Annotated in this window: 21 protein-coding genes and 1 pseudogene; 12 read left to right on the top strand and 10 right to left on the bottom strand. The window is 70.3% G+C overall.

Annotated elements, in window-relative coordinates; all coding sequences use genetic code 11:
- The first annotated feature begins 31 nt into the window (after positions 1-31).
- Positions 32-1,525 (top strand): alpha/beta hydrolase family protein, encoded by a 1,494-nt coding sequence (locus ACFXJ8_RS11420; RefSeq protein WP_379643750.1) that lies wholly within the window; start codon positions 32-34, stop codon positions 1,523-1,525.
- A 6-nt stretch (positions 1,526-1,531) separates the two neighbouring features.
- On the opposite strand, the gene ACFXJ8_RS11415 is transcribed toward ACFXJ8_RS11420, so the two are convergent.
- Entirely contained in the window at positions 1,532-2,455 is a 924-nt protein-coding gene (locus ACFXJ8_RS11415) for an alpha/beta hydrolase (protein WP_379643749.1), read from the bottom strand.
- A gap of 229 nt (positions 2,456-2,684) precedes the next feature.
- Here ACFXJ8_RS11415 and ACFXJ8_RS11410 point away from each other — a divergent pair, with 229 nt between their 5' ends.
- Positions 2,685-4,112: an LCP family protein gene (locus ACFXJ8_RS11410; RefSeq protein ID WP_379643748.1), complete on the top strand. Its 1,428-nt coding sequence runs from the start codon at positions 2,685-2,687 to the stop codon at positions 4,110-4,112.
- Here ACFXJ8_RS11410 and ACFXJ8_RS11405 read toward each other — a convergent pair.
- The gene (locus ACFXJ8_RS11405) at positions 4,109-4,516 is read right to left on the bottom strand and encodes a MarR family winged helix-turn-helix transcriptional regulator (RefSeq protein WP_379643747.1); all 408 of its coding nucleotides are present in this window, start codon (positions 4,514-4,516) and stop codon (positions 4,109-4,111) included. The genes ACFXJ8_RS11410 and ACFXJ8_RS11405 overlap by 4 nt on opposite strands.
- Positions 4,517-4,533: 17 nt before the next feature.
- On the opposite strand from ACFXJ8_RS11405, the gene ACFXJ8_RS11400 reads away from it, so the two are divergent.
- Positions 4,534-5,559 (top strand): NADP-dependent oxidoreductase, encoded by a 1,026-nt coding sequence (locus ACFXJ8_RS11400; RefSeq protein WP_379643746.1) that lies wholly within the window; start codon positions 4,534-4,536, stop codon positions 5,557-5,559.
- Positions 5,560-5,582: 23 nt separating this feature from the next.
- On the opposite strand, the gene ACFXJ8_RS11395 is transcribed toward ACFXJ8_RS11400, so the two are convergent.
- The 7 genes from ACFXJ8_RS11395 to ACFXJ8_RS11365 form a co-directional block, all read right to left on the bottom strand.
- Entirely contained in the window at positions 5,583-6,587 is a 1,005-nt protein-coding gene (locus ACFXJ8_RS11395; RefSeq protein WP_379643745.1) for an enolase C-terminal domain-like protein, read from the bottom strand.
- Positions 6,588-6,595: 8 nt separating this feature from the next.
- On the bottom strand, positions 6,596-7,972 hold the full coding sequence (locus ACFXJ8_RS11390) for an MFS transporter (protein WP_379643744.1): 1,377 nt from the start codon (positions 7,970-7,972) through the stop codon (positions 6,596-6,598).
- Positions 7,973-8,065: 93 nt separating this feature from the next.
- A complete protein-coding gene (locus tag ACFXJ8_RS11385) occupies positions 8,066-8,755 on the bottom strand; it encodes a nucleoside/nucleotide kinase family protein (RefSeq protein WP_379643743.1) in 690 nt (229 codons plus the stop codon).
- The gene (locus tag ACFXJ8_RS11380) at positions 8,752-9,636 is read right to left on the bottom strand and encodes a sugar phosphate isomerase/epimerase family protein (protein ID WP_379643742.1); all 885 of its coding nucleotides are present in this window, start codon (positions 9,634-9,636) and stop codon (positions 8,752-8,754) included. The genes ACFXJ8_RS11385 and ACFXJ8_RS11380 overlap by 4 nt, the downstream gene beginning before the upstream one ends.
- Before the next feature lie 37 nt (positions 9,637-9,673).
- Entirely contained in the window at positions 9,674-10,450 is a 777-nt protein-coding gene (locus tag ACFXJ8_RS11375; RefSeq protein ID WP_379643741.1) for an ATP-binding cassette domain-containing protein, read from the bottom strand.
- Complete coding sequence (locus ACFXJ8_RS11370; protein ID WP_379643740.1) at positions 10,447-11,421, bottom strand: ABC transporter permease; 975 nt, start codon at positions 11,419-11,421, stop codon at positions 10,447-10,449. Before ACFXJ8_RS11370 ends, ACFXJ8_RS11375 begins: the two co-directional genes overlap by 4 nt.
- Before the next feature lie 32 nt (positions 11,422-11,453).
- A complete protein-coding gene (locus ACFXJ8_RS11365) occupies positions 11,454-12,476 on the bottom strand; it encodes a substrate-binding domain-containing protein (RefSeq protein WP_379643739.1) in 1,023 nt (340 codons plus the stop codon).
- 137 nt (positions 12,477-12,613) lie between these two features.
- Between ACFXJ8_RS11365 and ACFXJ8_RS11360 the strand changes: the two genes are divergently transcribed.
- Positions 12,614-13,822 (top strand): ROK family protein, encoded by a 1,209-nt coding sequence (locus ACFXJ8_RS11360; RefSeq protein ID WP_379643738.1) that lies wholly within the window; start codon positions 12,614-12,616, stop codon positions 13,820-13,822.
- A gap of 187 nt (positions 13,823-14,009) precedes the next feature.
- Here ACFXJ8_RS11360 and ACFXJ8_RS11355 read toward each other — a convergent pair whose 3' ends face one another.
- Complete coding sequence (locus ACFXJ8_RS11355) at positions 14,010-14,729, bottom strand: TetR/AcrR family transcriptional regulator C-terminal domain-containing protein (protein WP_379643737.1); 720 nt, start codon at positions 14,727-14,729, stop codon at positions 14,010-14,012.
- A 119-nt stretch (positions 14,730-14,848) separates the two neighbouring features.
- Here ACFXJ8_RS11355 and ACFXJ8_RS11350 point away from each other — a divergent pair, with 119 nt between their 5' ends.
- The 8 genes and pseudogenes from ACFXJ8_RS11350 (at position 14,849) to ACFXJ8_RS11315 (ending at position 25,140) form a co-directional block, all read left to right on the top strand.
- Positions 14,849-16,285 carry an MFS transporter gene (locus ACFXJ8_RS11350; protein ID WP_379643736.1) on the top strand — a complete coding sequence of 479 codons (1,437 nt, stop codon included), beginning with the start codon at positions 14,849-14,851 and terminating at the stop codon, positions 16,283-16,285.
- A 78-nt stretch (positions 16,286-16,363) separates the two neighbouring features.
- Entirely contained in the window at positions 16,364-18,499 is a 2,136-nt protein-coding gene (locus tag ACFXJ8_RS11345; protein ID WP_379643735.1) for a family 20 glycosylhydrolase, read from the top strand.
- Positions 18,496-20,580: pseudogene (locus ACFXJ8_RS11340) on the top strand (alpha-L-fucosidase); the annotation flags it as partial. The gene ACFXJ8_RS11345 and the pseudogene ACFXJ8_RS11340, both read left to right, overlap by 4 nt.
- A gap of 79 nt (positions 20,581-20,659) precedes the next feature.
- Positions 20,660-20,965: a cupin domain-containing protein gene (locus ACFXJ8_RS11335; RefSeq protein WP_379643808.1), complete on the top strand. Its 306-nt coding sequence runs from the start codon at positions 20,660-20,662 to the stop codon at positions 20,963-20,965.
- A gap of 23 nt (positions 20,966-20,988) precedes the next feature.
- Positions 20,989-21,507, top strand: a complete 519-nt coding sequence (locus ACFXJ8_RS11330) for a GNAT family N-acetyltransferase (RefSeq protein ID WP_379643807.1) — start codon at positions 20,989-20,991, stop codon at positions 21,505-21,507.
- Positions 21,508-21,563: 56 nt separating this feature from the next.
- Positions 21,564-22,751, top strand: a complete 1,188-nt coding sequence (locus ACFXJ8_RS11325) for a PucR family transcriptional regulator (protein ID WP_379643734.1) — start codon at positions 21,564-21,566, stop codon at positions 22,749-22,751.
- A gap of 125 nt (positions 22,752-22,876) precedes the next feature.
- The gene (locus ACFXJ8_RS11320) at positions 22,877-23,455 is read left to right on the top strand and encodes an urease subunit gamma (protein ID WP_379643733.1); all 579 of its coding nucleotides are present in this window, start codon (positions 22,877-22,879) and stop codon (positions 23,453-23,455) included.
- A complete protein-coding gene (locus ACFXJ8_RS11315; protein ID WP_379643732.1) occupies positions 23,452-25,140 on the top strand; it encodes an urease subunit alpha in 1,689 nt (562 codons plus the stop codon). The genes ACFXJ8_RS11320 and ACFXJ8_RS11315 overlap by 4 nt, the downstream gene beginning before the upstream one ends.
- The last annotated feature ends 1 nt before the right edge of the window (position 25,141 follow it).

The raw sequence follows: 25,141 nt of genomic DNA, 5'->3' as shown, positions 1-25,141 counted from the left end.
AGCGGGCACACCAACTCACATGGAGAGGCCGATGCGACCCGGCCGAGGCACTTTGAGCGTGGCGGTCGGCCTGGTGCTGATGGCTCTCGCCACGGTTGGATACGCGCTGCCTCCCGCCTTCGATCCCCCGCCGCTCGCCGCCGACCCGGTGTTCCAGTCGTTGCCGCCGCAGCCCGCAGCCGAGACGCGGCCGGTGCGGGCCACCGGCGCCTTCCGCACCGAGCGCTTCTCGCTGCCCGCCGAGGGCCAGTGGCTGCACGGCACGATCAGGGCGCCGCTGACGCCGGGCAGGCATCCGGCGATGGTGTTCGTGTCGGGCTCGGGCAACGGGTCGAGGGAGGAGTTCGCGCCGCAGGCCGAGTTCCTGGCGAAGGCCGGGGTGGTGACGCTCGCCTACGACAAGCGCGAGGTCGGCTACAACTTCCGCAGCAGAGACTTCGGCCTGCTCGCCGACGACGTGCTGCGCATGGTGGAGCACCTGCGCGCCAGGGCGGACGTCGATCCGGCCCGCACCGGGGTGTGGGGGGTCAGCGAGGGCGGCTGGGTGGTGCCGATCGCCGCGGCCAAGAGCTCGGCCGTGGGGTTCATCGTGCTGGTCTCCTCGCCGAACGTCTCCCCGCTGCGCCAGGTCGCCTGGGCGCTGAACGAGCAGTTGCTGCGCCTGCACGCCCCGATCGGCGCGCGCGACCTGCTGACGAGGGCGATGGGCGGCGTGGGCTTCACCTTCCTGCGCTACGACGCGATGCCGGCGCTGGAGGGGATCAGGCAACCCGTTCTCGCCCTGTACGGCACGGCCGACCCGTCCATCCCGTTCGTCGAGAGCACCGAGGCCCTGATCAAGGGCCTGACCGAGGCGGGCAACGACAGCTACACGATCCGCTACCTGGCCAGGGCCGACCACGCGATGCGCATCAGCGGCGGCCCGTTCGCGCCCGGCTACCTCGACACGCTCGGCAACTGGATCCTCGGCCTGCCGGAGACAGCCGAGCCCGCGATCCATCTGGCGGGCGCCACGCCCGTGCAGCGCTTCGCGGCCAGCGACGTGCCCGCCGCCCCCTGGTACGCCGGGGGGGCGATGCTCGGGCTGACGATCTGCCTGGCGGCCGTCGGCTACGTCGCCGGTCCCGTCGCGGTCATGTTCGTCCGGCTGCGCGGCCGCCACACCACGCTGGAGGAGACCAACGCCAGGCTGTGGCCGCCGATCAGGCGCAGGCTGCGGAAGATGGCGTGGACGGGCGTCGGCCTGCTGGCCGCCGTGCTCGCCTTCATCACGCTGCTGGTGATGTTCTCGATCAACCAGGCGGGCGCGTGGCCCGCCGTGCTGGCCGGTTGGCTGGTCGTGCGGGTGCTGGCCGTCCTCATGCTGCTGCAGGAGGTGACGGCCGTGGCGGCGGTCGTGTCGGGCCTGCGCGAGGGCATGCGGCCGAGCAGGTGGCAGCACGTGGCGATCGCGGGCGTGCTCGGCGGCACGGGCCTGCTGCTGGTGGCCGCCGCCTACTACGGCCTGTTCGCCTTCCCCTGGTGAGGTGACTCAGCGGTCCTGGTGAGTCAGGTAGGCGCGCTGCCACCGCTCGATGTGGTCGAAGACCTGCTTGCGCACGGGCTCGGCCGACAGCACCAGGTCGTGGACGCCGTCCTGGACGCGCACGCAGGTGACGTGCGGCCCGACCGAGGTGGCCCAGCGGGCGATCTGCCGCGGGTCGAGCACGATGTCGGCCGAGCGGGCCTCGGGGACGAAGTCGCGCACGCGCAGACCGGTCGAGGAGGCCAGCACCAGCACCGGCACGTCGACGGCGAGCCCGCGGTGCAGCCGCCGCTGCGCCCTGCGGATGGCGGCCAGCCACGCGGCGTGCACGTCGAACCCGCCGAGGGGCTTGAGCTCCAGGTCGAAGTCCCACTCGCCGCCGTGGTCGCGGTGGATGCTCTGGCCGTACGCGGTGCTGATGCCCAGCGGCAGGGGCCGCGTCGTGTAGGACAGGGGTGTCTTGAGCAGGTCGGCGGCCAGCCGCAGCGGGAAGGGCACGTTGAGGTCGAAGAACGGGCTGTTGAGCACGAGCCCGTCGACCAGGCCGCGGCCGCGGACCCTGTCGGCCCACAGCGCGGCGACCAGGCCACCGGTGGAGTGGGCGTTGACGACGAGTTCGTCGTGGCTCTCGCGGATGATCCGTACGGCCTGGTCGATCTCGGGGAAGTAGTCGGTGACGCTTCTGATCAGCCCTCTGGTCTGGTGCGGCAGCAGCGACCTGCCGTACTTGCGCAGGTCGAGGGCGTAGAAGTCGATGCCCTGGTCGAGGTAGAAGTCGGCCAGGTGGTCCTGGAAGAAGTAGTCGGTGAAGCCGTGGAGGTAGAGGACGGCGCGGCGCGAGCCGGCTGTCCGGGAGAGCAGGGTGGCGATGACGTCGCCCTCGAAGTCGGCCGGCAGGTTCAGGACGGTGGTCTCGTACACGCTAGTCACCCTAGGGATTCTCGGGCCTGAACGGCATATCCCCTGCCATCGGTATCGGACAGGTCAAAAGCTGCAATCCACCGTGTGGATCACCACGTTCCGCCGTTCGGGGCGATTTCAATGGTTGTTCGGCCGACAGGGGTTTGCTGGACGTTAACCCACGCATAGGTAGATATTTCGTACAAGTCAGTAGGCTCCGGTCGGCCTAGGACGAAGCTCACGGGGAAGCGGGTAGGGCGTGGGGCACAGGACGAGACCGGCCGGTTCGCGCGCGGTGCTGGGCTGGACCCTGCTCTCCGCGATCGCCCCCGGAGCCGCGCACCTGCGCGCCGGATGGCGCAGGACCGGCTTCGCGCTGCTGGGCTGCTACGCCGCCCTGCTGCTCGGCGCCCTCTGGCTGTGGCTGTCGGCCGACGGCGACCTGGTCGGCAAGCTCACCAACGACGCGGTCATGACCACGGCCACCATCGCCCTGGCGGTGCTCGGGCTGGCGTGGTTCGCGCTGGTCCTGCACTCCTACCTGATCCTGTCGCCCGGCAAGCTACCGCAGGCGGGGCAGATCGTCACCGGATCGGTCGCCGGTCTGCTCGCGGTGGCGGTGATGCTGCCGTTCGGGCTGGCCACGCAGTACGTCTGGATCTCACAGGAGACGATCAACAGCGTCTTCAAGGAGCCGACGGAGCCGCAGGCGGCCCGGCACCGGCCCGAGGACCCGTGGGCGGGACGGACCCGGGTGAACATCCTGCTGCTCGGCGGCGACGCCGACGACAACAGGATCGGCGTGCGGACCGACAGCATGAACATGGCCAGCATCGACGTGAAGACCGGCAACACGGTGCTGCTCAGTCTGCCGCGCAACCTGGAGGACGTGCGTTTTCCGCCGGACAGCCCCATGGCCAGGCGCTTCCCGCAGGGGTTCAGGCTGCCGACCGACCCGGCCGGTGGGCGCAGCGACCTGCTCAACAGCGTGTGGGAGTACGCCGACGCGCATCCGGAGATCTTCGGCGGCAAGAAGGGGCAGGGCGCGAAGGCGCTGATGGACGCCATCGGCTGGACGCTCGGCCTGAAGATCGACTGGTACGCGCTGGTCAACATGTGGGGTTTCGCCAGGCTCATCGACGCGATCGGCGGCGTCACGATCACCGTCGAGCGGGACGTGGTGTTCGGCAAGTACAACGAGGGGCTGGTCAAGGCGGGCACGCGCAAGCTGAAGGGCGCCGACGCCATGTGGTACGCCCGCTCGCGCACCTACAGCGACGACTTCACGCGGATGCGCAGGCAGCGCTGCGTGCTGGGCGCGCTGCTCACCCAGGCCGACCCCGCGACGGTGCTGACCCGGTTCAACAAGATCGCGCTGGCCACGAGGGAGCTGGTGCAGACGGACATCCCTCGCACGATGCTGGAGCACCTGGTGCCGCTCGCGCTGAAGGTGCAGAACGCCAGGGTGACCAGCGTGCAGTTCGTGCCGCCGCTGATCAACACCGGCTATCCCGACTGGGGGAAGATCCGCGCGGTGACCCTCAAGGCGCTGAAGGACTCGGTCGCGCCCCGGCCCGCCGCCTCGGCCACCCCCCTGGAGAAGCCGTCGGACACGACCAGCCAGAAGCCGAAACCGAGCGATCTCGCCGCGCCGAAGGGCATCACGGACGGCTGCAGCGGACTCTAGCGGCCGAGCATGCGCAGCAGCAGGGCCCTGAGCTGGACCCGCTCGGCCTCGGTCAGCGCCGCCAGCGGCTCGGCGGCGAACCCGAGCACGCCCTTCAGCTCCTCGACCACGCCCTTCCCCTCCTCGGTCAGGGTGACGCTTTTCACCCTGCGGTCGGCGGCGCTCGGCTCGCGGCTGACCAGCCCGCGCCGCTCCAGCCTGTCGACGATGCCCGTCACGTTCGAGGGGTCGCACTGGAACAGCTCGGCCATCCGCCGCATCGGCAGCGGTTCGCGGGCCAGCAGGACCAGCGCCTTGGCCTGGAGCGCGGTCAGCTGACGGTCGGCGGCCGCCCGCTCGTAGCCCTCGTTGTACCTGGCCGCCACCTCCGCCATCAGGGCCACGACCTCCCGTGTCACGCTCATGCCTTCGAGTATAGTTGATGCACATCAACTGTTTAGGAGGATCAACCATGCCCCGTCAGTTCACCCTGGCCTCACGCCCGTCCGGCTGGCCGACCGCCGGCAACTTCGCACTGGTGGAGGTGGCCGCGCAGCCACTGGAGGACGGACAGATCAGGGTCCGCAACCAGTTCATGTCCGTCGACCCCTACATGCGGGGCCGGATGAACGACGTCGAGTCCTACGTCCCGCCGTTCCAGATCGGGCAGCCGCTCGACGGCGGCGCGGTGGGCGAGGTCATCGAGTCGCGCTCGGCGGCCTACTCCCCCGGCGACCTCGTCCTGCACGGCCTCGGATGGCGCGACGAGGCGGTGCTCGACGGCGCGAAGGCGCGCAAGGTGGCGCCCCTTGAGGGGATGTCGAACTCGGCGTACCTGGCGGTCCTCGGCATGACCGCGCTGACCGCCTACACCGGCCTGCTCGACGTGGCCGCCCTCAAGGAGGGCGACACGGTCTTCATCTCGGGCGCGGCGGGCGCGGTCGGCAGCATGGCCGGGCAGATCGCCAAGCTGAAGGGCGCGTCCAGGGTGATCGGCAGCGCGGGGTCGGCGGAGAAGGTCGAGTACCTGCGCGCCATCGGGTTCGACGCGGCGTTCAACTACAAGGACGCGCCGGTGGCCGAACAGCTCAGAGCGGCGGCGCCGGACGGGATCGACGTGTACTTCGACAACGTGGGCGCCGACCACCTGGAGGCGGCGATCGGGTCGCTGCGCACGTTCGGGAGGGTGGCGATGTGCGGGGCGATCGCGGTCTACAACGCGACCGAGCCGCCCGCCGCGCCGCGCAACCTGGCGCTGGCCGTGGGCAAGCGGCTGACGTTGCGGGGCTTCATCGTGACCGACCACATGGACCGGATGCGGGACATGGTGACGGAGGTCGGCGGCTGGCTGCGCGAGGGCAGGCTGTCGCACCAGGAGACGATCGTCGACGGCCTGGAGAACGCGCCGGAGGCCTTCCTGGGGCTGTTGCGTGGAGAGAACACGGGGAAGATGATCGTCCGCCTGTAGCCCGGCGGTTCTCCTGCCCTCGGTCAGCCGCGGAAGGAGTCCTTCGCCAGCCGGCGCACCCGCTCCTCGTCGATCGAGTGCCCCAGCCCCGGCTGGGTCAGCGGCACCGCCACCACGCCGCCCGCCGCCCCCACGGCGGGCGTCACGATCTGCGCGCTGCGCGGCGGCTGCGTCACGTCACACGGCAGCGTGCAGCCCGGCAGGCTGGCCACCGCGACCGCCGCGGCCCGCGCGAGCCCCGCACCGTGACCACCGGCGCACTGGATGTCCCAGCCCGCCGCCGCGGCCCGGTCGTGTGCTCTCCTGGCGTCGCTCAGGGACGGCAGCGCCGCCGGGCGCAGCAGCAGCACCTTCGCCGCCCGCAACGTCAGGTAGTCGTCCAGCTCGGCCGTCGACCTGGGCTCCACCGCGATCGAGGCGCGCACGTTGTCCTGCAGGTCGGCGTGGGCGTAGGCGTCCTCGACGGCGAACGGCCGCTCGATCACTTCGAGGCCGTAGTCGTCCAGCGCGACCAGCTGCTCGGGCGAGGTGTACGCGCCGCCGCAGTCGACCGCCAGGCTCAGGGCCGGATAGGCCTGCCGTACGGCACGCACGGGCTCGACGTCCCACCCGGGTCGCACGTCCAGCGTCACATGCGCGTAGCCGCCGCAGACCTGCTGGTTCACCCTGGCGACGAGGCTCTCGATCGACGGGTCGAGCCCGAGGCGTACCGTCGCCATGAGCGAGGTGCCGGCCCCGCCCAGCGCCTCGGACAGGGGGACGCCGCGCATCCTGGTCCACAGGTCCCACAGCGCCATGTCGACCGCGCTGCCCCAGCCGGGCACCTGGTCGGGGTGTTCCCAGTCGACGCCGACGAGCTGCGCGGCCAGCCCCTCCTCCAGGGTGCCCCACAGCTTCGGCTCGGGCGAGACGATCTCGCCCCATCCGCTCATCCCCCCGTGGTCGGTGAGGCGGACGAGCAGGGTCTCCGGCCGCCTGCCGTACGGCAGGACCAGCCGGAAGACTTCCAGCTCGCGCACTCGCGGCATGTTTCCCCCTAAGAACGGACTCCTTCCATGGTGCCCGTAGCGGCGGACTGCGCCAAACGGGGGGCGATCACCGCGGCGAGGATGGCGAGGGCGAAGGTGAAGGCGAAGCCGACGACGTAGTGCTCGCCGCTGGCGGTGAACAGGGCGCCGGTGAAGGCGACGGCCACGACGGTGAAGACGGACTCGCCGACGCCGACGGCCGCGGTGTTCTGGCCCTCCTCGCCCTGCTTGGACATCTCCAGCACCAGCACGGAGACCGTGGGGTGCAGAGCGCCGATGCCGAGACCGGAGATCGCCATGGCGACGTAGGCGAGCGCGATCGGCACGGCGTCGAACAGCACGAGCGTGATCAGCGCGATGCCGACGGCGATGAGCAGCGCGCCGCCGCGCAGCGCGGTCAGGTTGCTGACGGTGCCGCGGCCCTTGATCCACGAGCCGGTGGACCAGCCGAGCGCGCCGACGGTCAGGACGACACCCGCACCGATCGGCGAAAGGCCCCGCTCGTTGATCAGCATGAGCGGGATCAGCACCTGGGAGGCGGTCAGCGAGCCGAAGGCCAGACCGCGCAGCACGGGGGCGGTCGGCAGGCCCCGAGCGGCCTTCAGCGAGCCGGGCAGCAGCAGCCTGGGCAGCGCGACGACCAGCAGGACGATGCCGACGGCCAGCAGCGGGACGCCGCTGAGCCCGAGCGCGCTGCCGTACTGGATGAGGGCGGCGGCCACGGCCGTCAGCGTCGCCCAGACGAGCTTGCCGCCCAGGCCCGGCGCGGGCTGGGCGTTGCCGGTGTCGAGGCGCTGGCCCGCCGTACCGCGCCAGAGGACCAGGGCGGAGGGGACCACGATCAGGGCCACGCCGAGGAAGACCCAGCGCCAGTCGACGTTCTCCACGACCAGCCCCGCGATCGCGGGGCCGACCATGGACGGGATCACCCACGCGGCCGAGAACAACGCGAACACCTTGGGGTGCATCGCCTGCGGGTAGGCCCTGGCGACCAGGACGTACAGGGAGACCTGGATCAGACCCGCGCCAAGACCCTGGATGAACCGGCCGCCGACGAACACCTCCATGTTCGGGGCGAACCCGGCGACCAGCAGTCCGGCGACAAAGGTGACCACGCCGACGGCGATGGGCGGCATCGGGCCCTTCACGTCGGCCCAACGGCCGCCCAGGACGGTGGCGATCACGCTGGCGGCCAGGGTGGCGCTGAAGGCCAGGTTGTACAGGTGCATGCCGTCGAGGTCCCTGGCGACGACGGGCATGGCCGTGGCCACCGCCATCGCCTCGAAGGCCACCAGCATGACGAGCGCGACCAGACCGAAGCTGAGGGATCGATAAGCGCGCGAGACCACGCTGACGGGGGGCGCGGCTTCCAGGGTCGTTGTCATGCCGGAAAACGTATGGCCGGGGCGGGGGTCGGCACATCGGGCAGCGGTCCTAGGCATTTAGTCCGACGTACGGCGCGCCGGGGCCCGCGACCGTCAGTCGATCATCGCCCGGTCCCGGTCGCCGATCGCGCGCAGGACGGCGTCCGGGATGACCAGGTCGGCGCGGGCTCGAGTCGTGGCGATGAGGTCGGCGTTGCGCTGGTCGGTGCCCAGCACCCAGGCCACGGCCGCGTCATGGTCCTTGCCGAACCGCTCGTGGCGGGCGATGAGGCGGCGCACGCGCTCGTCCGCGCCGAGATCGCAGTACCAGACCTCGTGCAGCGCGGGCCGCACGCGCGCCCAGTCGCCCTGGTCGAGCAGCAGGTAGTTGCCCTCGGTGACGACCAGTCTGGCCGACCGCTCGACCGGGATGCTCCCGGCGATCGGCTGCTCCAGGTCGCGTTCGAAGGCGGGCGCGTAGATCACGTCGTCCTCGTCGGCCCCGAGGCGGCGCAGCAGCGCCGCGTAGCCGGCGGCGTCGAAGGTGTCGGGCGCTCCCTTACGGTCGCGCCGCCCGAGCCGTTCGAGCTCGACGTCGGCCAGGTGGAAGCCGTCCATCGGCACGTAGGCCACCCATTCCAGCGGCCGCAGGCCGGCCGGAGGCGTCCGCCGCAGCAGGGCGACCAGGTTCTCGGCGAGCGTGGTCTTGCCCGAGCCAGGACCACCCGCGATGCCGAGCACCGCGCGGTGGCCGCCCCTGACGAGGGAGCGGGCCCGGTTGGCCAGATCGTCGAGGACCGTCATCGCGAGCGGCTCGTGTGGAGCTGGTCGACGATGAAGGCATGGGCGTGACGGGCCAGGTCCTCGCCGTCCGACCAGAGGTTGCGCCAGATGGCCAGGTCGTTGGACAGACCACGCATCACGACCGCCGAGGAGAAGGATTCGAAGGTGATCGGGCCACGGTAGCCGATGTCGGCCAGCGCGTGGAAGAACGAGGTGAAGTCCAGGTGACCCGAGCCGAGGTAGCCGCGGTGGTTCTCGCCGATATGGACGTAGCCGAGCCGGTCCCCGACCTCGTGCACGGGCCGGACGAAATCGTCCTCCTCGATGTTCATGTGGTAGGTGTCGAGGTGGATGAGCACGTTGTCCTCGCCGATGTCGTCGGCCAGGACGAGCGCGTCGTGCGCGGTGTTGATGACGTTGGTCTCGTAGCGGTTGCAGATCTCCAGGCCGAGCGTCATGCGCCGCCGTCCGGCCTCCTGGGCCAGCCCGCGCAGCACCGCCACCACGTTGCGCCGCCCCCCGGCGGTGAGCGGGTGGTCGTACTTGCCCAGGGCGCTGTAGAGAGCGCCGGTGAAGTGCGAGCCGCCGAGCGCGCCGGTCACGGCCAGGGAGTCGTGCAGCAGCTTCTCTCCCCTCTCGACCACGGCCGGGTCGTCGCTGGAGATGTCGGCGTCGAAAGCGAGGCCCCGCGAGCACGCCACGCCCAGTCCGGCGGCTGCCAGGGCGGCGCGCGCGGCGCCGACGTCGAGGTTGGCCGAGTCGTGCAGGGAGATCTCGAGCAGGTCGAACCCGGTGGCCCTGGTCTTCTCGATCGCGGCGGCCAGGGACGGCGGGCTGGTGTCGCCGGTCCACACCAGGGCGTGCACGCCGATCGGGCTGGTCCGGGTGGTATCGGTGGTCATGTTTCCTCGTGTCCTCGTGTCCTCGGGGGTCGGGTGGTCATTGGACGGCGGCGCCGGTGACGAGGGAGACGATCTCCTCGCCGGAGGTCTCGGCCGTACGGCGCCCGCCGACGCAGCGGCCGGCGCGCATGACCCACACCTGGTCGCTGAGCCGCATCACCTGGGCGAAGTTGTGGCTGATGAGCAGGACGGCGTGGCCCTCGTCGCGCAGCCGGACGACGAGCTCCTCGACGCGGGCGGTCTCCTGGACGCCGAGTGCCGCCGTGGGCTCGTCCATGATGACGAGCTTGGAGCTGAAGCCCGCCGCGCGGCAGATGGCCACGGCCTGGCGCTGACCGCCGGACAGCCGCCTGACGCGTGACCGGACGGCGGGCACGTTGACCGCGAGCGTGGAGACCATCTCCCTCGCGCGGGACTGCATGGCCCGCCGGTCGAGAAGGGCGACGGGACCCACGCGGCGGACGATCTCGCGGTTGAGGAAGAGGTTCTGCCACACCGTGAGGTCCTCGACGAGCGCGAGGTTCTGGTGCACGGTCTCGATGCCCGCCTCGCGGGCGTCCTCCGGAGAGTGGAAGTCGATCTCCGTGCCGTCGAAGACGATCCGTCCACTGTGCGGCCGGTGGATCCCCGAGATGCACCGCACCAGCGTGGACTTGCCCGCGCCGTTGTCGCCGACGAGGGCGGTGATCTCGCCCCGGCGCAGCGTCAGCGAGACCTCCACCAGCGCGCGGACGTTGCCGAAGGACAGGGAGACGTCCTCGCAGCTGAGCAGGGTGTCGCCGGCCAGGGTGCCGGGCTCGGGCTGGGCGGTCATCGCTGGAACCTCGTCAGGAGTGCGGCCAGCACCACGACGATGCCGACGGCCAGGGGCTGGTAGAACTGCGAGACGCCGAGCAGGGTGAGGCCGTTGACCAGCGCCACCAGCAGCAGGGCGCCGATGAAGGGGCCGACGATGGTCCCTCTCCCGCCGAAGAGGCTGACGCCGCCGAGCACGACCGCGGCCACGGAGTTGAGCAGGAAGGAGGTGTTGGCGGCGGGCTCGGCGGCGCCGATCCGCGCGACCAGCAGGATCGCCCCGAGCCCGGCGAGCGTTCCGCTGATGGCATAGACCGCGATCTTGATGCGCGCGGTGCTGATGCCCATGGCGGTCGCCGACTCCGGTGCGCCGCCCGTGGCCAGCAGGTGGGTGCCGAACCTGGTGTGGAACAGCGTCACGTGCGCCGCCAGCGCGACCACGACCGCGATGATGAACGGCCAGCCGAAGATGCCGATGCCTCCGGTCGACAGGCGCAGCAGTACCGTATCGATGATCGTCACGGGCTTGCCGTCGGCCAGGATCAGGGCGAGCCCCGAGGCCGCCGACAGCGTCCCGAGCGTCACGATGAAGTCCGTGATCCTGCCTCGGGCGATGATCACCCCGTTGACCACGCCGACCAGACCGGCGGCGGCGATCCCGAGCAGGCACGCCGGCACGAGCCCCCACCCGGCCGCGTAGGCCTGGCCGAAGGCGACCGCGCCCAGGGTCATGGTGGAGGCGATCGACAGGTCGATGCCCGCCGTGGCGATGACGAACGTCTGGCCGACCGCGAGAACGATCAGGATCGCTGCGGCTACCAGCATCGACGCGATGTTTCCTGGGCTCAGGAACGTCGGGTTCAGCACCTGGAAGACGATCACCAGGGCGACGAGCCCGACGAGGGCCGCCCACTCCGCCCAGAAGCCGAGATCCTTCAGCCGGGCCGACCAGGCTTCGCGATCGGGTGCCGCGAGTGTTGCGTTTGCCATGTCTGTTCTCTCTGCAGCGTCCACGGTCGCCACTACTGGACGAGGGCCTTGAACGGGTCGTCATAGGGGCCGAACGGCTTCGGCGTGGACGCGAGCGCCTGGTCGGCGTTGTCCTTGGTGATCATTTCGACGGGTGCCTTCACGTTGGGAGGCAGCGTCTTGCCCGCCGTGGCCGCCTGGCATGCCTCGACGCCCATCAGGCCGATCGCGTACGGGTACTGCGAGACGGTCCCGTCCAGCGTGCCTGCCTTGACCGCCTCCAGCGCCTCCTTGTTGCCGTCGACGCTGATGACCTTCACCTGGCCCGTCTTGCCGGAGTTGGCGATGGCACGTGCCACGCCCAGTCCCATGTCGTCGTTGGCGACGAAGAAGCCGGCCAGATTCGGGTTGGCCCGCATGACGTCGGTCGCCGCGGTGAGCGCGGCCTGGCGTTCCCAGTTGGCCGCGACGGTCTGGACGACCTTGAGCCCTGGGCCGATCCCCTTCTGGAATCCCTCCACCCTGGCGCCGCTGGTGACATCTCCCGCGATGCCGCCGACGACCGCGACCTCGCCGCCCGAAGGCAGCAGCTCGGTCATCCGCCGGCCGGCCATCATGCCCGCCTCGACGTTGTCGGTGCCGATGTAGGTGGCGAGCTTGACGTTGGCGCTCTTGGCCGCGGCCGGGTCGACGGGGCTGTCGATGTTGACGATCGGCTTGTTCAGCGCGGAGAGCCTGGCCAGGCCCTGGATGAGGTTGGTACCTGAGATCGGGTTGACCACGTAGCAGGAGTAGTCCTGCCCTGCCAGGCCGTTCAGCTTGTCGGCCTGGCCCGTGGTGTCGGTGATGGAGTTGGCCGCCTGGACCGTGACCGTCACACCGCCCGCGCGGGCCTGGTCGTCGATGCCCTGCTTCATGGCCTGGAAGAACGGGTTGTCCAGCCCCTTGATCACAGCGGCGATCCTTGGCTGGGCGGCCTGGCCGCTGCCCGCGGCCGCCTCGCCGGAAGCGAACGCCCCCAGCACGAGCGCCTCCAGGGTCACGACCGCGCCCACTGCCACCCTCTTGCTGTTCATGTGCATCGGTTGCCCCTTTCAGCGTCGATGGAACGACCGTAAGGCGCGCTTCTGAAATCAGACAACCCATCTTTTGACTTTAGAAATCGAAAGTTTCTTGACTTACGCCCACTATCTGCCATGGCTACAGTGGTCCGGTGGACATAAGCAGCGTCGTCACCCCACGGATGGGAGTCAGCGCGGGCGAGATCCTCGGCCTCTTCCGCGGCGTGTCCGACGGCCTCACGAAGGCGGACGTGATGCGCAGGACCGGCCTCTCGCGCACCACGGTCAACCAGCGCCTCGACGGGTTGCTCGCCGCGGGGTTGCTGATGCCCGCCCCCGAGGACGCGCGTACCCGCGGCCGGCCTGCGGGCCAGTTCGTCGTCAACCACGACCGCGGGGTGCTGCTGGTGGCCGACATCGGCGCCACCGGCCTGCGCGCCGCGCTGTGCGACCTGGGCGGAAGGGTGCGGTCAGAGCGTGCGGCCCGCGCCGACGTGACGGCGGGCCCGCAGGCCATCCTCGGCATCGTCGACGAGCTGTTCACCGAGATCCTCGAGGAAGGTGGTCACCGTCCCGGCTCCGTGCTCGGCATCGGCGTCGACGTGCCGGGACCCGTCGACTTCGCCACCGGGCGGGTGGTCAGCCCGCCGATCATGACGGGGTGGGACCGCTTCGACATCCCCGGATGGTTCGCCCCCCGCTACGGCTGTCCCGTCCTGGTCGACAAGGACGTCAACGCCATGGCCTTCGGCGAGCAGCGCCTGCGATACCCGGACGTCCCGCACCTGCTCATGGTCAAGGTCGGCACCGGGGTCGGCACCGGCCTCGTCGCCGGCGGCCAGGTGCACCGCGGCGCCGACGGCGCGGCCGGCGACGTCGGCCACACCCAGGTCACCGTCGAGGACACCGCAGAGCCTCCTGCCTGCCGATGCGGCAACGCCGGCTGCGTGGAGGCATACGCCGGCGGGTGGGCACTCGTGCGCGACCTCCAGGCGGCGGGGTGCGCGGTGGTCACCGTGGACGACGCCGTGCGCCTGATCCGCAGCGGCGACCTCGTCGCGGTACGGCTCGCCCGGCGCGCGGCCCGCATCCTCGGCGGCGCCATCGCCGACACGGTCAACCTGTTCAACCCGCGCGTCATCGCGATCGGCGGTCAGCTCGCCCACACCGACGAGCTGCTCTTCGCCGGGATCCGGGAGGTCGTCTACCGGCGCTCCCTGCCGCTGGCCACCCGCAACCTGCAGATCGTCCGCAGCGAGCTGGACCCCCACGCGGGGATCCTCGGGCTGGCGCAGCTGCTCGTGGACGGCATCTACGCCCCGCAGCGAGTCCAGGAGCTCGTCGACGGCGCGGTGGTGTAGACGCGGTGGTGGCGGCGGCCCCCGAGGCCCTCCGCACCGAGCTGCGGCCCACCGGGCACCCTCCCGGCGCGCCACCACGCCGGAACCACCGCGCACCCTGGGGACCCGACACCCTCGGACCCCCTGACACCCCGGACCCCTGACACCCCGGACCCGGACATCCGGCACCCTGAACCCTGGCGAGACGTCAGCCGGATCGGACGTGAGTGGCCAGACCCGCGATCATCAGGTCGAGCCCGAGCTCGAACCGCTCCTCCCCGCCCGGATTCACCAGCTCGTCCGCGTACCGCGTGAAATACGGGAACCGATCGGCCGGCAGAGCACGGACGTAGTCGGCGACCTGACCGAATGAGTCGGCGACGAACGTCTCGACGTCCATCCCGCTCGTCCGCTGCCGGGTCGTGTACAGCGACCCCTCGTAGGCGTCGGCCGCGACGAACATCACGATGCGGTCGAGCGCGATGGCGGCGATGGCCGGCGGCACTCCACCCTCGATCATGATCGCGAGCATCGCCTCGCCGAGGCGCAGCGAGTTGGGTCCCAGGGGCACGCGGGCCAGCGACACCTTCGCCACGTCCGCGTGGCTGTTGAGCTCCCTGTGCATGTCGATCACCACCTCGCGCAACTGCTCGGCCCAGCGCTCGGGCTCGGGCGCGGGCACCTCGATGTCGCCCAGCACCCTCTCGTAGATCAGCTCAAGCAGCTCCTCCTTGTTGGCGACATGCGCGTAGAGGGAGGCAGGGCCCGTGTCGAGCTCCTGCGCGACCTTGCGCATGCTGAGCGCGTCGAGACCCTCTCGGTCCACGATGCGCAGGCCGGTTTCCACGATGAGTTCCTGGTTGAGCTGCGGCTTCGCCGGCTTGGCCGGACGCGTCTTCCGCCACGGAGGCGCAGGCAGTGGCTCCATGACGAACAATGTACTTGACACGAACAGCGTTCGTACATAGAACAGTGTTTGCCACGAACACCGTTCGTTCAAAGAACGGAGTTCGACAGTAAGAACATCGTTCTTCCAAGGAGCCCCCCATGACGACGACCACCACCGCCGCCACGCGGTCCACGCCCTACCGGTGGCGCTGGCCCGCCCTGTTCGTGATCCTCGCAGCCGAGGTCATGGACCTGGTCGACGCGCTCATCACCCAGATCGCCGCGCCCACCATCCAGAAGGAGCTCGGCGGCTCCACCAGCCTGATCCAGTGGCTGGTGTCCGGCTACACCCTTGCCATGGCGGTCGGCCTGATCACCGGCGGACGGCTCGGCGACCTCTACGGCCGCAAGCGGATGTTCGTGATCGGCGCAATCGGCTTCACCGTCGCCTCCCTGCTGTGCGGCGTGTCCATGAGCCCCGAGATGCTGATCGGCTCACGCGTGCTGCAGGGCTTGTTCGGCGCGGTGATGATCCCCCAGGGTCTCGGCCTGATCAAGGAGATGTTCCCGCCAGAGGAGATCGGCAAGGCCTTCGGCATGTTCGGCCCCGTCATGACCATCTCGTCGGTCGGCGGTCCCGTGCTGGCCGGCTGGCTGGTCGACGCGAACCTGTTCGGCACCGGCTGGCGCATGATCTTCCTGATCAACCTGCCGATCGGCATCGCCGCCGTGCTGGCCGCGCTGAAGTTCCTGCCGGAGTTCCGCCTGTCCAACGCCACCAAGCTCGACCTGGTCGGCATGCTGCTGGTCTCCGTCGCCGCCTTCCTGCTGATCTTCCCGCTGATCCAGGGCCAGGAGCTGGACTGGCCCGCCTGGACGTTCGCCTCGATGGCCGGCTCGATCGCGATGTTCGCGATCTTCGGCGCCTACGAGTCCCGCCGCCAGCGCGCCGGGAAGGACCCGCTGGTCACCCCCGGCCTGTTCCGCAAGCGCGCCTTCACCGGCGGCCTCGTCGCGGGCCTGTCCTTCTTCACCGGCATGATCGGCCTGTCGATGGTCTTCACGCTGTACGTCCAGGAGGGCCTGCACTTCTCCCCCTTCAAGGCCGGACTGGCCAGCCTTCCCCAGGCGATCGGCGGCGTGGCCGGCTTCGCCATCGCCATGGCCCTGGTCGCCAAGCTCGGCCGTACCCTCCTGCAGATCGGCACCGTCGTCATGGCGGCAGGCGCGGGCGTGCTCGGCCTGACCATCCACCTCGCCGGACTCGACATGAGCGCCTGGCAGCTCGCGCCCGGCCTCGCGCTGGTCGGCATCGGCATGGGCCTGACCATGGCGCCGTTCTTCGACATCGTCCTGGCCGGAGTCGAACCCCACGAGTCCGGCTCGGCGTCCGGCACGCTGACCGCCGTCCAGCAGCTGGGCGGTGCGCTGGGCGCGGCTCTGCTCGGCACGCTCTTCTTCAACCTGCTCAGGAACCAGTGGAGCTTCGGCGACGCGATGCAGGTGACGGTCTGGGTGGAGATCGGGTTGCTGGTGGTGACCTGTGCGCTCTCGTTCCTCCTGCCCCGCCACGCTCGCGAGGAGTCCTCTCACTGACCTCTGGTACGGCACGCGAGCCGACCGTGCTCCCGGGCCCCGAGCATCGAGACCGCCGCGACATACGCCTCCGCGTGGGTGTCCATAACCAAGACGACCTACTCGTCGTCGGGGGCGGCACTGGCGTTGGTCACGTTACCGGCCAGGCGGAGGAGGGCAACAGCCAGAACAGGGCGGCGGGCGAAAGGGTCCGAGGCTGCGCAGCACGCTTGGGCGGAGACGAGGCCGCGGAGTGGCTCCGGCATCCTCGTCGACCCTCGCTCGCGAGGCCGGTCCGCCACCGACGCCGGGCGTGCGGAGCTGCCGGGTCCGGCCCACGAATCCACCCAGGAGCTGGCCGGGCGGCTCCGTACGGACCTCGAGCGGGCGGGCGAGCTGAGCCCGCGCATCAGCAGCGATGTCAACCGGGCCGCATCCGGCGACATCGTGCTCCGGCTGGTCGACGACGCCGCGCTGGGCGCCGAGGGCTATCGCCTGGACACCACGGGCCCGGTGAGGATCGAGGCGGCCTCGACTCACGGCCTGTACTACGCGACCCGGACCCTGCTCCAGCTGCTGCGCGATCGCGCGTTGCCGCGCGGCCGGACCGAGGAGCGGCCCACCCAGCGCGTGCGCATGGTGATGCTGGACGCCGCACGCAAGTTCTGGCAGGTCGACTACCTGGAGAAGCTCATCAGGAAGATGGGCGAGCTCAAGCTCAACACGTTGTTCATGCAGTTCTCCGACGCGGAGGGGTTCCGGCTGAACAGCCCGAGGTTCCCGGGCCTGGCGCACGAGGGCAGCAGCTACACCCGTCGTGACATCGACCGGCTCAAGCGGGTGGCGGCCGAGGAGCATGTCCAGCTCATGCCGGGTATCGACGTGCCGGGCCACGCCACGGTGATCAGTGACGCCTTCCAGATCGGTTTCGGCGACGGACCCGATCCGTGCACGGACGCGCAGACGCACTCGCACCTGACGCCTGACTGGATCCTGGACATGACCAGCCCGCGCGCCGTCGACCTCAGCAAGCAGCTCGTCGACGAGTTCGCGGGCTGGTTCGACGCGCCGCTGTTCAGCGTCGGCGCCGACGAACTGCCAGGTCAGCTGGCCGGCTGCGACCGGGTGCGGCGCCATCTGGCGGCCGACCCGTCGCTGACCACGATGGGCGACATGCTGAACGCCTACATCAACACGCTCGACGAGGTGATCACGCGGCACGGCAAGCGGACGGCGATCTACAACGGCTCGGAGCACATGGCCGCACCTCAGCAGCGGGTCAACGACTCGGTGGTGTTCCTCACCTGGGAAGGCACCGGCACCGAGCCGGTCATTCCCGGACATGACGAGATCGCGATCGGCCCGTTCTACGTGACGCCGAACAACTACCACAACCTCTATCCCGACGAGGGGTGGATGTACGACACGTGGACGCCGAACACCGCGCCCGACATGCTCGGCTCCGGACTGATGCACTGGGGCGACTACAACTTCTGGAGCCAGGACGCCTACTTCGAGCAGCACTCGGCCGTGCCCAGGGCGATCCTGGCCGACCGGACGTGGAACGGCTCACCGACTCCCGACACGGTCGGCGATTTCAGGAACCGGGTGACCGCCATCGACTCGCCCGGCCCGCCCCGGGTGAACGACGGCAAACCCAGTCACCACTGGACTTTCGACGCCGCGCCGTACCCCACGGGCTGGACCTACGCCAGCCGGCCGACGCACACGATCTTCGCGGAGGACGTCGTGGGCGGACTGCACGGCACCTCCTACATCATCAACAACCCGACCCTGGTCCCCGACGGCGCGAAGGGGCAGGCCTGGCGGTTCGATCACCATCGTGACGGGGTGGGTTTCGGCGGGGTGGACGTGGCCGAGCCGTGGACGGCGTCGGTCTCGGTCCGGCTGTCGGCGAACACCGCCGACGCGGTGCTGCTCAGCTCCAAGTACGGCGCGCTCAAGCTGCAGCAGTGGGGCACCGGCAAGGTCGGGTTCACCAGGTACGGCGTGGCCGACTACAGCTTCGACTACACCCTGCCGCTGGGCCGGTGGGTGCGGCTCTCGTGGGTCACCGAGCCGGGACGCACCGCCCTCTACGCCGACGGGGTCAAGGTCGGCACCGTCAACGCCTCGATCAAGCTGCCCATGCGCTCGGTGGGCACCGAGAAGACCAGCCTGCGCGGAGACATCGACGAGCTCATGACCTGGGACGAGATCAGGGAGAACGGATGAGGATCCTCGCCGCGGCACTCCTGACGCTGACGGCCCTCGCGCCTGCGGCGGCACCGACCGAGTACGAGCCCACGGTGGAGTCGCTCAACAGCCACCCGGTGCCGCAGTGGTTCAACGACGACAAGTTCGGCATCTTCATCCACTGGGGCGCCTACTCGGTGCCCGCGTGGGGGCCGCGCGGCAGCTACGCCGAGTGGTACTGGAACTACATGAACGCGCGTGGCAGCGCGACCAACAGCTATCACCAGGACACCTACGGCCAGGACCTCCCCTACGACAGCTTCGTCGACCAGTGGAAGGCGGAGAAGTTCGACGCCGCCGACTGGATCAAGCTGTTCAAGGACGCGGGCGCGAAGTATTTCGTCCTGACGTCCAAGCACCACGAAGGCGTGGCCCTGTGGGACAGCAAGGTCAGCGGGCGCGACACGCTGGACCTCGGGCCACGGCGTGACCTGGCCAAGGAACTGTTCGACGCCGCGCGCAAGGACGACGCGAAGCTGAAGGCCGGTTTCTACTACTCGCTGTACGAGTGGTACAGCCCCTCCTACACCGGACGTCAGCCGACCAACCCCTACACCGGGGCGGCCGTGCCGTACACGGGAGCGCCGAAGGTGGGCGACTACGTCAAGGACTACATGCTCCCGCAGATGCGGGAGCTCATCGACGGCTATGACCCGGACATTCTCTGGTGCGACGGACAGTGGGAGAAGCCCGCCTCGTACTGGAACACGGCAGGTGTCATCGCCGACTTCTACAACAAGGCGCGCAGGAGCGGCAAGGAGGTCGCCGTCGCCAACCGGTGCAAGATCCAGAACGGCAACCTCGACAGCCACGAACTCGACTTCCAGACGCCCGAGTACACCGTCAAACCCGACATCGACCCGGTCAAGTGGGAATCCAGCCGAGGAATCGCCCACTCCTACGGTTACAACCAGAACGAGCCCGAAGAGGACCATCTGACCGCCGACCAGCTCGTCGACTCGCTGGTCGACATCGTCAGCAAGAACGGCAACCTGCTGCTTGACATCGGCCCCAAGGCCGACGGCACCATTCCCGACATCCAGCGTCAGCGGCTCCTGGCCATCGGGTCCTGGCTGAAGGTCAACGGCGAGGCGATCTACGGCACCACGTACTGGAACCGGGCCGAGGACAAGGACGTCCGCTACACCGTCAAGGACGGCGTCCTGTACGCCACGGCGCTGAAGTGGCCCGGCGCCGAGCTCACCCTCGGAGCCGACCTGCCGGTCACCCACAGCACCCGCGTCACCATGCTCGGCTCCGCGGCCGGGCCGCTGTCCTGGGGCCGCGACGACCAGGGCCGGGTCGTGATCAAGACCCCCGCGCAGACCGGACAGCACGCCTACGTCTTCAAGATCGAGACCCCTGGCGTGCACACTCTCCTGCGCACCTCCACCGACCTGCCCAAGGAGATCGCTCCCGGCCAGACGGTCAACGGCCACCTCACTGTGACCAATCCCGGCAGGCGCCAGGCCCCGTCGACCGTGTTGACGGCGACCGCTCCACAGGGCTGGAGCGCCGACCTCGGCGCCGAGCGCGTCCGGCCGCTGGCCGCCGGTGAGAGCGAGCGGATCCCGATCAGCGTCACCGCTCCCGCCGACGCCGCCATCGGCACGCACACGCTGCGGGTCGGGCTGAGAACGGGACGCCTGTCCACCACCATGGCGCTGGAGGTGACCGTCAACCTGCCCAACCTCTCCCTCGGCAAGCCCGCCGAACAGAAGAGCACCGGCTACGACGCCCCCGCCTCCAGGGCGGTCGACGGCAACACCGACGGCAACTGGGGCGCGGGCACCACCACGCACACCGCCGAACCCGAGCGGCAGGCCTGGTGGCAGGTCGATCTCGGAGCCTCGGCGACGCTGGACAGCGTGGACATCTGGAACCGGCTCGACTGCTGCGCCGACCGGCTCAAGGACTTCTGGGTGATGGCTTCCGAGCAGCCCTTCACCACCGATGACCTCGACACGGCCCGCACCGCGCCCGGCGTGACCGCCGTCCACGTCACCGAACAGGCGGGCTCACCCAGCAAGGTCGAACTCCCGGACGGGACCAGGGGCCGATACGTCAGGATCCAACTCGCCTCGCCCGCCAACCCACTCTCCCTCGCCGAGGTACTTGGTCCGCGTCGCGGACCAGACCGTGTGGACCGACTCGACATCGGCCTTCGTCCGGCGCTCGGTGTCTCCACCGCACGCCGGGCTGCGGGCCGAGGTCGTCGAGGGCGTCCTGCGCCCGGGGGCGGACATCGCCTACGACGGCCCGCCCGTGCCGGGACTGGAGCAGCACATCTGGGTGCTGGAGGGGACCGTCGAGGTCACGGTCCAGGGCGTGGTCCACGAGCTGCACGCGGGGGACTGCATGCGGTTCCGGCTGTGGGGCCCTTCGCGCTTTCGCTGCCCGGGCCCGGACAGCGTCCGCTACGCCATCGTCATCGTGCCCACGTGACCCCCGTGAAAGGAATCGACACCATGAACGCGATCGCCCGCCTGTCGGCCACCGAGTTGCTCACCTCCTCAGCGGAACTCGGCGACCTGCTGGTGGACGCGGTGGACGGCGGGGCTTCGCTGGGTTTCCTCGCCCCTTTCGACCATGGTGCGGCGACGACCTGGTGGGAGGCGCAGGCTCCGGCCGTCCGCGATGGCTCCCTCATCGTGTGGGTCGCCCGCAGCGGGAACCGGATCATCGGGACGGTCAGCCTCGAACTGGGGCGCAAGCCCAACGGCGTGCACCGCGCCGAGGTGGCCAAGCTCATAGTCCACCGCGATGCCCGGGGCCGGGGGCTCGGCCGCGACCTGCTCGACGTCGCGGAACGCGCCGCGGCCGGCGGGGGGACGACGCTCCTGCTCCTGGACACCCAGACGGGAAGCACCGCCGAACAGCTCTACCGCGCCGCCGGCTGGAGCCAGGTGGGCGTCGTTCCCGACTACGCCGCCGACCCCGCCGGAGTCCTGCGCCCGTCGACCTTCTTCTTCAAAACCCTGACGTGACCTTCTTCAAGACCCTGACGTGACCGCGCCCGGACTGCAGTGCGGATAATGGGCGCATGCACAACCTCTCGAGCGTCGACGGGCGGGAGGACACCGGCGCACCGGCCTCCGAGGAGCTGCGTGCTCTCGTCCGCGACTGCCTGGACGATGTGGACGATCTGGTCGGACGCTATGTCGTCCAGGTCGCCGAACTCGACGGCTACCAGGGAACGGTTCCGGCCGAGGAACTGCGTGAGACCGCGCGCGCCTGCTTCGAGCTGCTGCTGCGGCTGATCGGCGGCCTGCCCGTATCCGACGAGTTGCGCGGCGTGCCTGAGCGGCTCGGACGCCACCGCGCCCATCAGGGTGTCCCGCTGGAGCGGCTGTTGCAGGCGGTGCGCATGGACTTCCGCGTGCTGTGGACCGCCTTCCTGGAGCGCATCTCGCCGGCGGACCTGCCCGAGCTGACCCGCTGCGCGGTACGGGTATGGAACGCCGTGGAGTTCCACACCGTGACGGTGCACGCCGCCTACCTCGACGAGGTCGCGGTCCTCGCCCGCCAGCAGGAGCGCGAGCGTACCGCCCTGGTGGGCAGGTTGCTGTCGTCCGACGGCCGCGATCCGCAGCTCGTGGCCCAGGTGGCGACCCTGCTCCAGGTGAGCGCGAAGGCGGGTTTCGCGGTGGCGGTGGTGCCGCCGGAGTTCCAGCAGGACCTGCGCAGGGCCGTCACGGCGCGGCTGACCACCCGGGTCACCCATCTGCAGGACCACAAGGGCTTCCTCGTCCTCATCGCCGAGCTGCCGCCCGCGACGGGCGCCGTGCCGTCGCGGTGGCTGCACGACGTGCCGTGTGCGGTCGCGCCGGTGGCGAACGGGCTGGCCATGGTGCCGGACATGGTGCGGGTGGCCGAGGCGATCGCCGCGACGCTGGACGGCGAGGTGACGGGCGCCGTCGCGCTGAGCGACGCGTGGATGCCCGTCGCGGCGGCCCGGCTCGGGCCCATCGCGGGGATGCTGGCCGAGGCGGTGCTGTCCGGTCTCGATCCGCTGCCGCCGTACGAGCGTGACCGGCTGCTGGAGACGGTGATCGCGTACTGCAGGACGGGATCGATCGCGGCGACCACCCGTGACCTGTACTGCCACCGCAACACGGTGCTGAACCGGCTGAACAGGTTCGCCGACCTCACCGGCTACCAGCCGACCAGGCCGATGGACGCGGCGACCGTGCTGTTCGCCCTGCGCTGCGCCGGCCATCGCGTTCCCTGACCCGGTTGTGCACATGCACATCCGAGGTGCCACAGCGCGGAGCGTTTCGTCATTGTTCGTGCATGGTTCATCGCGCATCGTGTTGTGCATGCCCTAAGGCCGTACCTGATGTCGAGGGAACCACCATGCACCTCACTCCACGCGAGCAGGAGAGGCTGACGCTCTTCGCGGCGGCCGAGCTCGCCCGACGGCGGCTGGCTCGCGGCGCGCTCCTCGGGGCGACCGAGTCCATCGCCCTGGTGTGCGACGAGATCCTGGAAATGGCCTGGGACGGCACACCGCTGGAGACCATCGTCAAGCGGGTGCCGGAGATCATCCCGCATGACCGGCTGCTGCCCGGAGTCGCCGAGGCCGTACCCAGCCTGCAGGTGGAAGCGCTTTTCCCGCACGGCTCCAGCCTCGTGCACGTCGCCGAGCCGTTCGGCCCCGCCGACCCCATGGGTCCCGGGGCGGTGCTGGCGGGAGGGGACGACGTGGAGCTTGCCCCCGGCCGCCCCCGTAGCACGCTGGAGATCACCAACACGGGCGTCCGGCCGATCTGGGTCTCGTCGCACTTCCCGCTGGAGGAGGCGAACGCCGCGCTCGTCTTCGACCGCGACGCCGCCCGCGGCCACCGGCTGGACCTCCCCGCCGGAACCGCCGACCGCTTCGCGCCTGGCGAGAGCCGTACCGTCACGATCGTCGCGCGAGGAGGAGTCCGATGAGCCGGATGTCGCGGCGCGCCTACGCGTCCCTGTACGGCCCGACCACCGGCGACCGGATCCGGCTCGCCGACACCGACCTGTGGGTGGAGGTGGAGGCCGACGACACCGAGCCCGGCGAGGAACTCCTCGGCGGATGCGGCAAGACCGCCCGTGACGGGCTGCTCGTCGCGAGCCGCGCGCCCCGCGACAGCGCGCTGGACATGGTGGTTCTCGGGGTCGTCGTCATGGATCCGCTGATCGGCGTCCGCAAGACCAACATCGGCATCAAGGACGGCCGCATCGTGGGCATCGGCCGCGCCGGAAACCCGGACACCACCGACGGTGTGGAGCTCGTCGTCGACTCGCACACCGCGATGATCACCGGCGAGGGGCTCATCGCCACAGCCGGCATGGTGGACTCCCACGTTCACCTCTCCAGTCCCGAGGTCGTGCCCGCCGCGCTGTCGGCCGGCGTCACCTCCCTGGTGGGTATGGGCATCGGCGGTGTATGGGACGTGGGCGCCAACCCCGCCTACAACCTGCACAGCCTCATCGACGCCTGGCGCGACACGCCGGTCAACGTGGCGTTCCTGGCTCGCGGCTCGTCGTCCTCGCAGGAACTGCTGGAACGGGCGGTGCTCGCCGGGGCCGGCGGATTCAAGATCCACGAGGACTGGGGGGCCACCCCGCGGATCGTCGACACCTGCCTCGGTGTCGCGGAGGAATCGGACCTGCCCGTCGCGCTGCACACCGACACGCTGAACGAGTCGGGCCACCTCGCCGACACCCTGGACGCCACCCGGGGACGGACCGTCCACGCCTACCACGTCGAGGGCGGCGGCGGACATCCCGACCTCCTCGAGATCGTCTCCCAGCCGCACATCCTGACCTCCTCCACCACGCCCACGCTGCCGCTGACCGCCGCGACCGTCGCCGAGCTGCTGCCCATGACGCTCACGGTCCACCGCGGCCACCCCGGCGTGGACAGCGATCTGTCCATCGCGGCCAGCCGGGTGCGCGAACACGCCATCGCCGCCGAGAACGCCCTGCACGATCTCGGCGCGATCAGCATCGTCAACTCGGACTCCATGGGGATGGGCCGGATCGCGGAGACCGCGCGCCGTACCTGGCAGGTGGCCCACGTCCAGGCGCGGCTGGCGGGAGAGACCGGCCCCGACGTCGTCAACAACGCGCGGGTGCTGCGCTACCTGGCGAAGATCACGCTGAACCCGGCCATCGCCCACGGCATGGCCATGGACGTGGGGTCGCTGCGGCCGGGAAGCGTCGCCGACATCGTGCTGTGGCGGCCGGTGACGTTCGGCGCCCAGCCGGAGCTGGTCCTCAAGTCCGGATTCGTCGCCTGGGGGCTGTCCGGCTCGGGATCAGGGTCCACGCGGCTCACGCAACCCCGCGTGATGGGGCCGTACTTCGGCGGCCTCGGCGCGGCCCCCCGCCGGCTGTCGACCGTCTTCGTCTCCGGGGCCTGCCTCGACGACCGCACCGCCCGCGAGGCCCTGCCCACCGGCATCCGCTACACGGCTCTGCGCGACAGCCGCGGGCTCACCTGCGGCGACATGGTGGCCAACACCGCCGTGCCCGACGTGCGCGTGCCGACCACACCTGACCCCGTGCTGGTGGACGGCCGCCCGGTGGACATCCACCATGCCGCCGACCTGCCGCTGACCCGACTGCAGAACCTCGCCTGAC

It is taken from the genome of Nonomuraea sp. NPDC059194 (assembly GCF_042754765.1).
Lineage (GTDB): Bacteria > Actinomycetota > Actinomycetes > Streptosporangiales > Streptosporangiaceae > Nonomuraea.
This window is presented reverse-complemented; position numbering and strand designations above follow the sequence as displayed.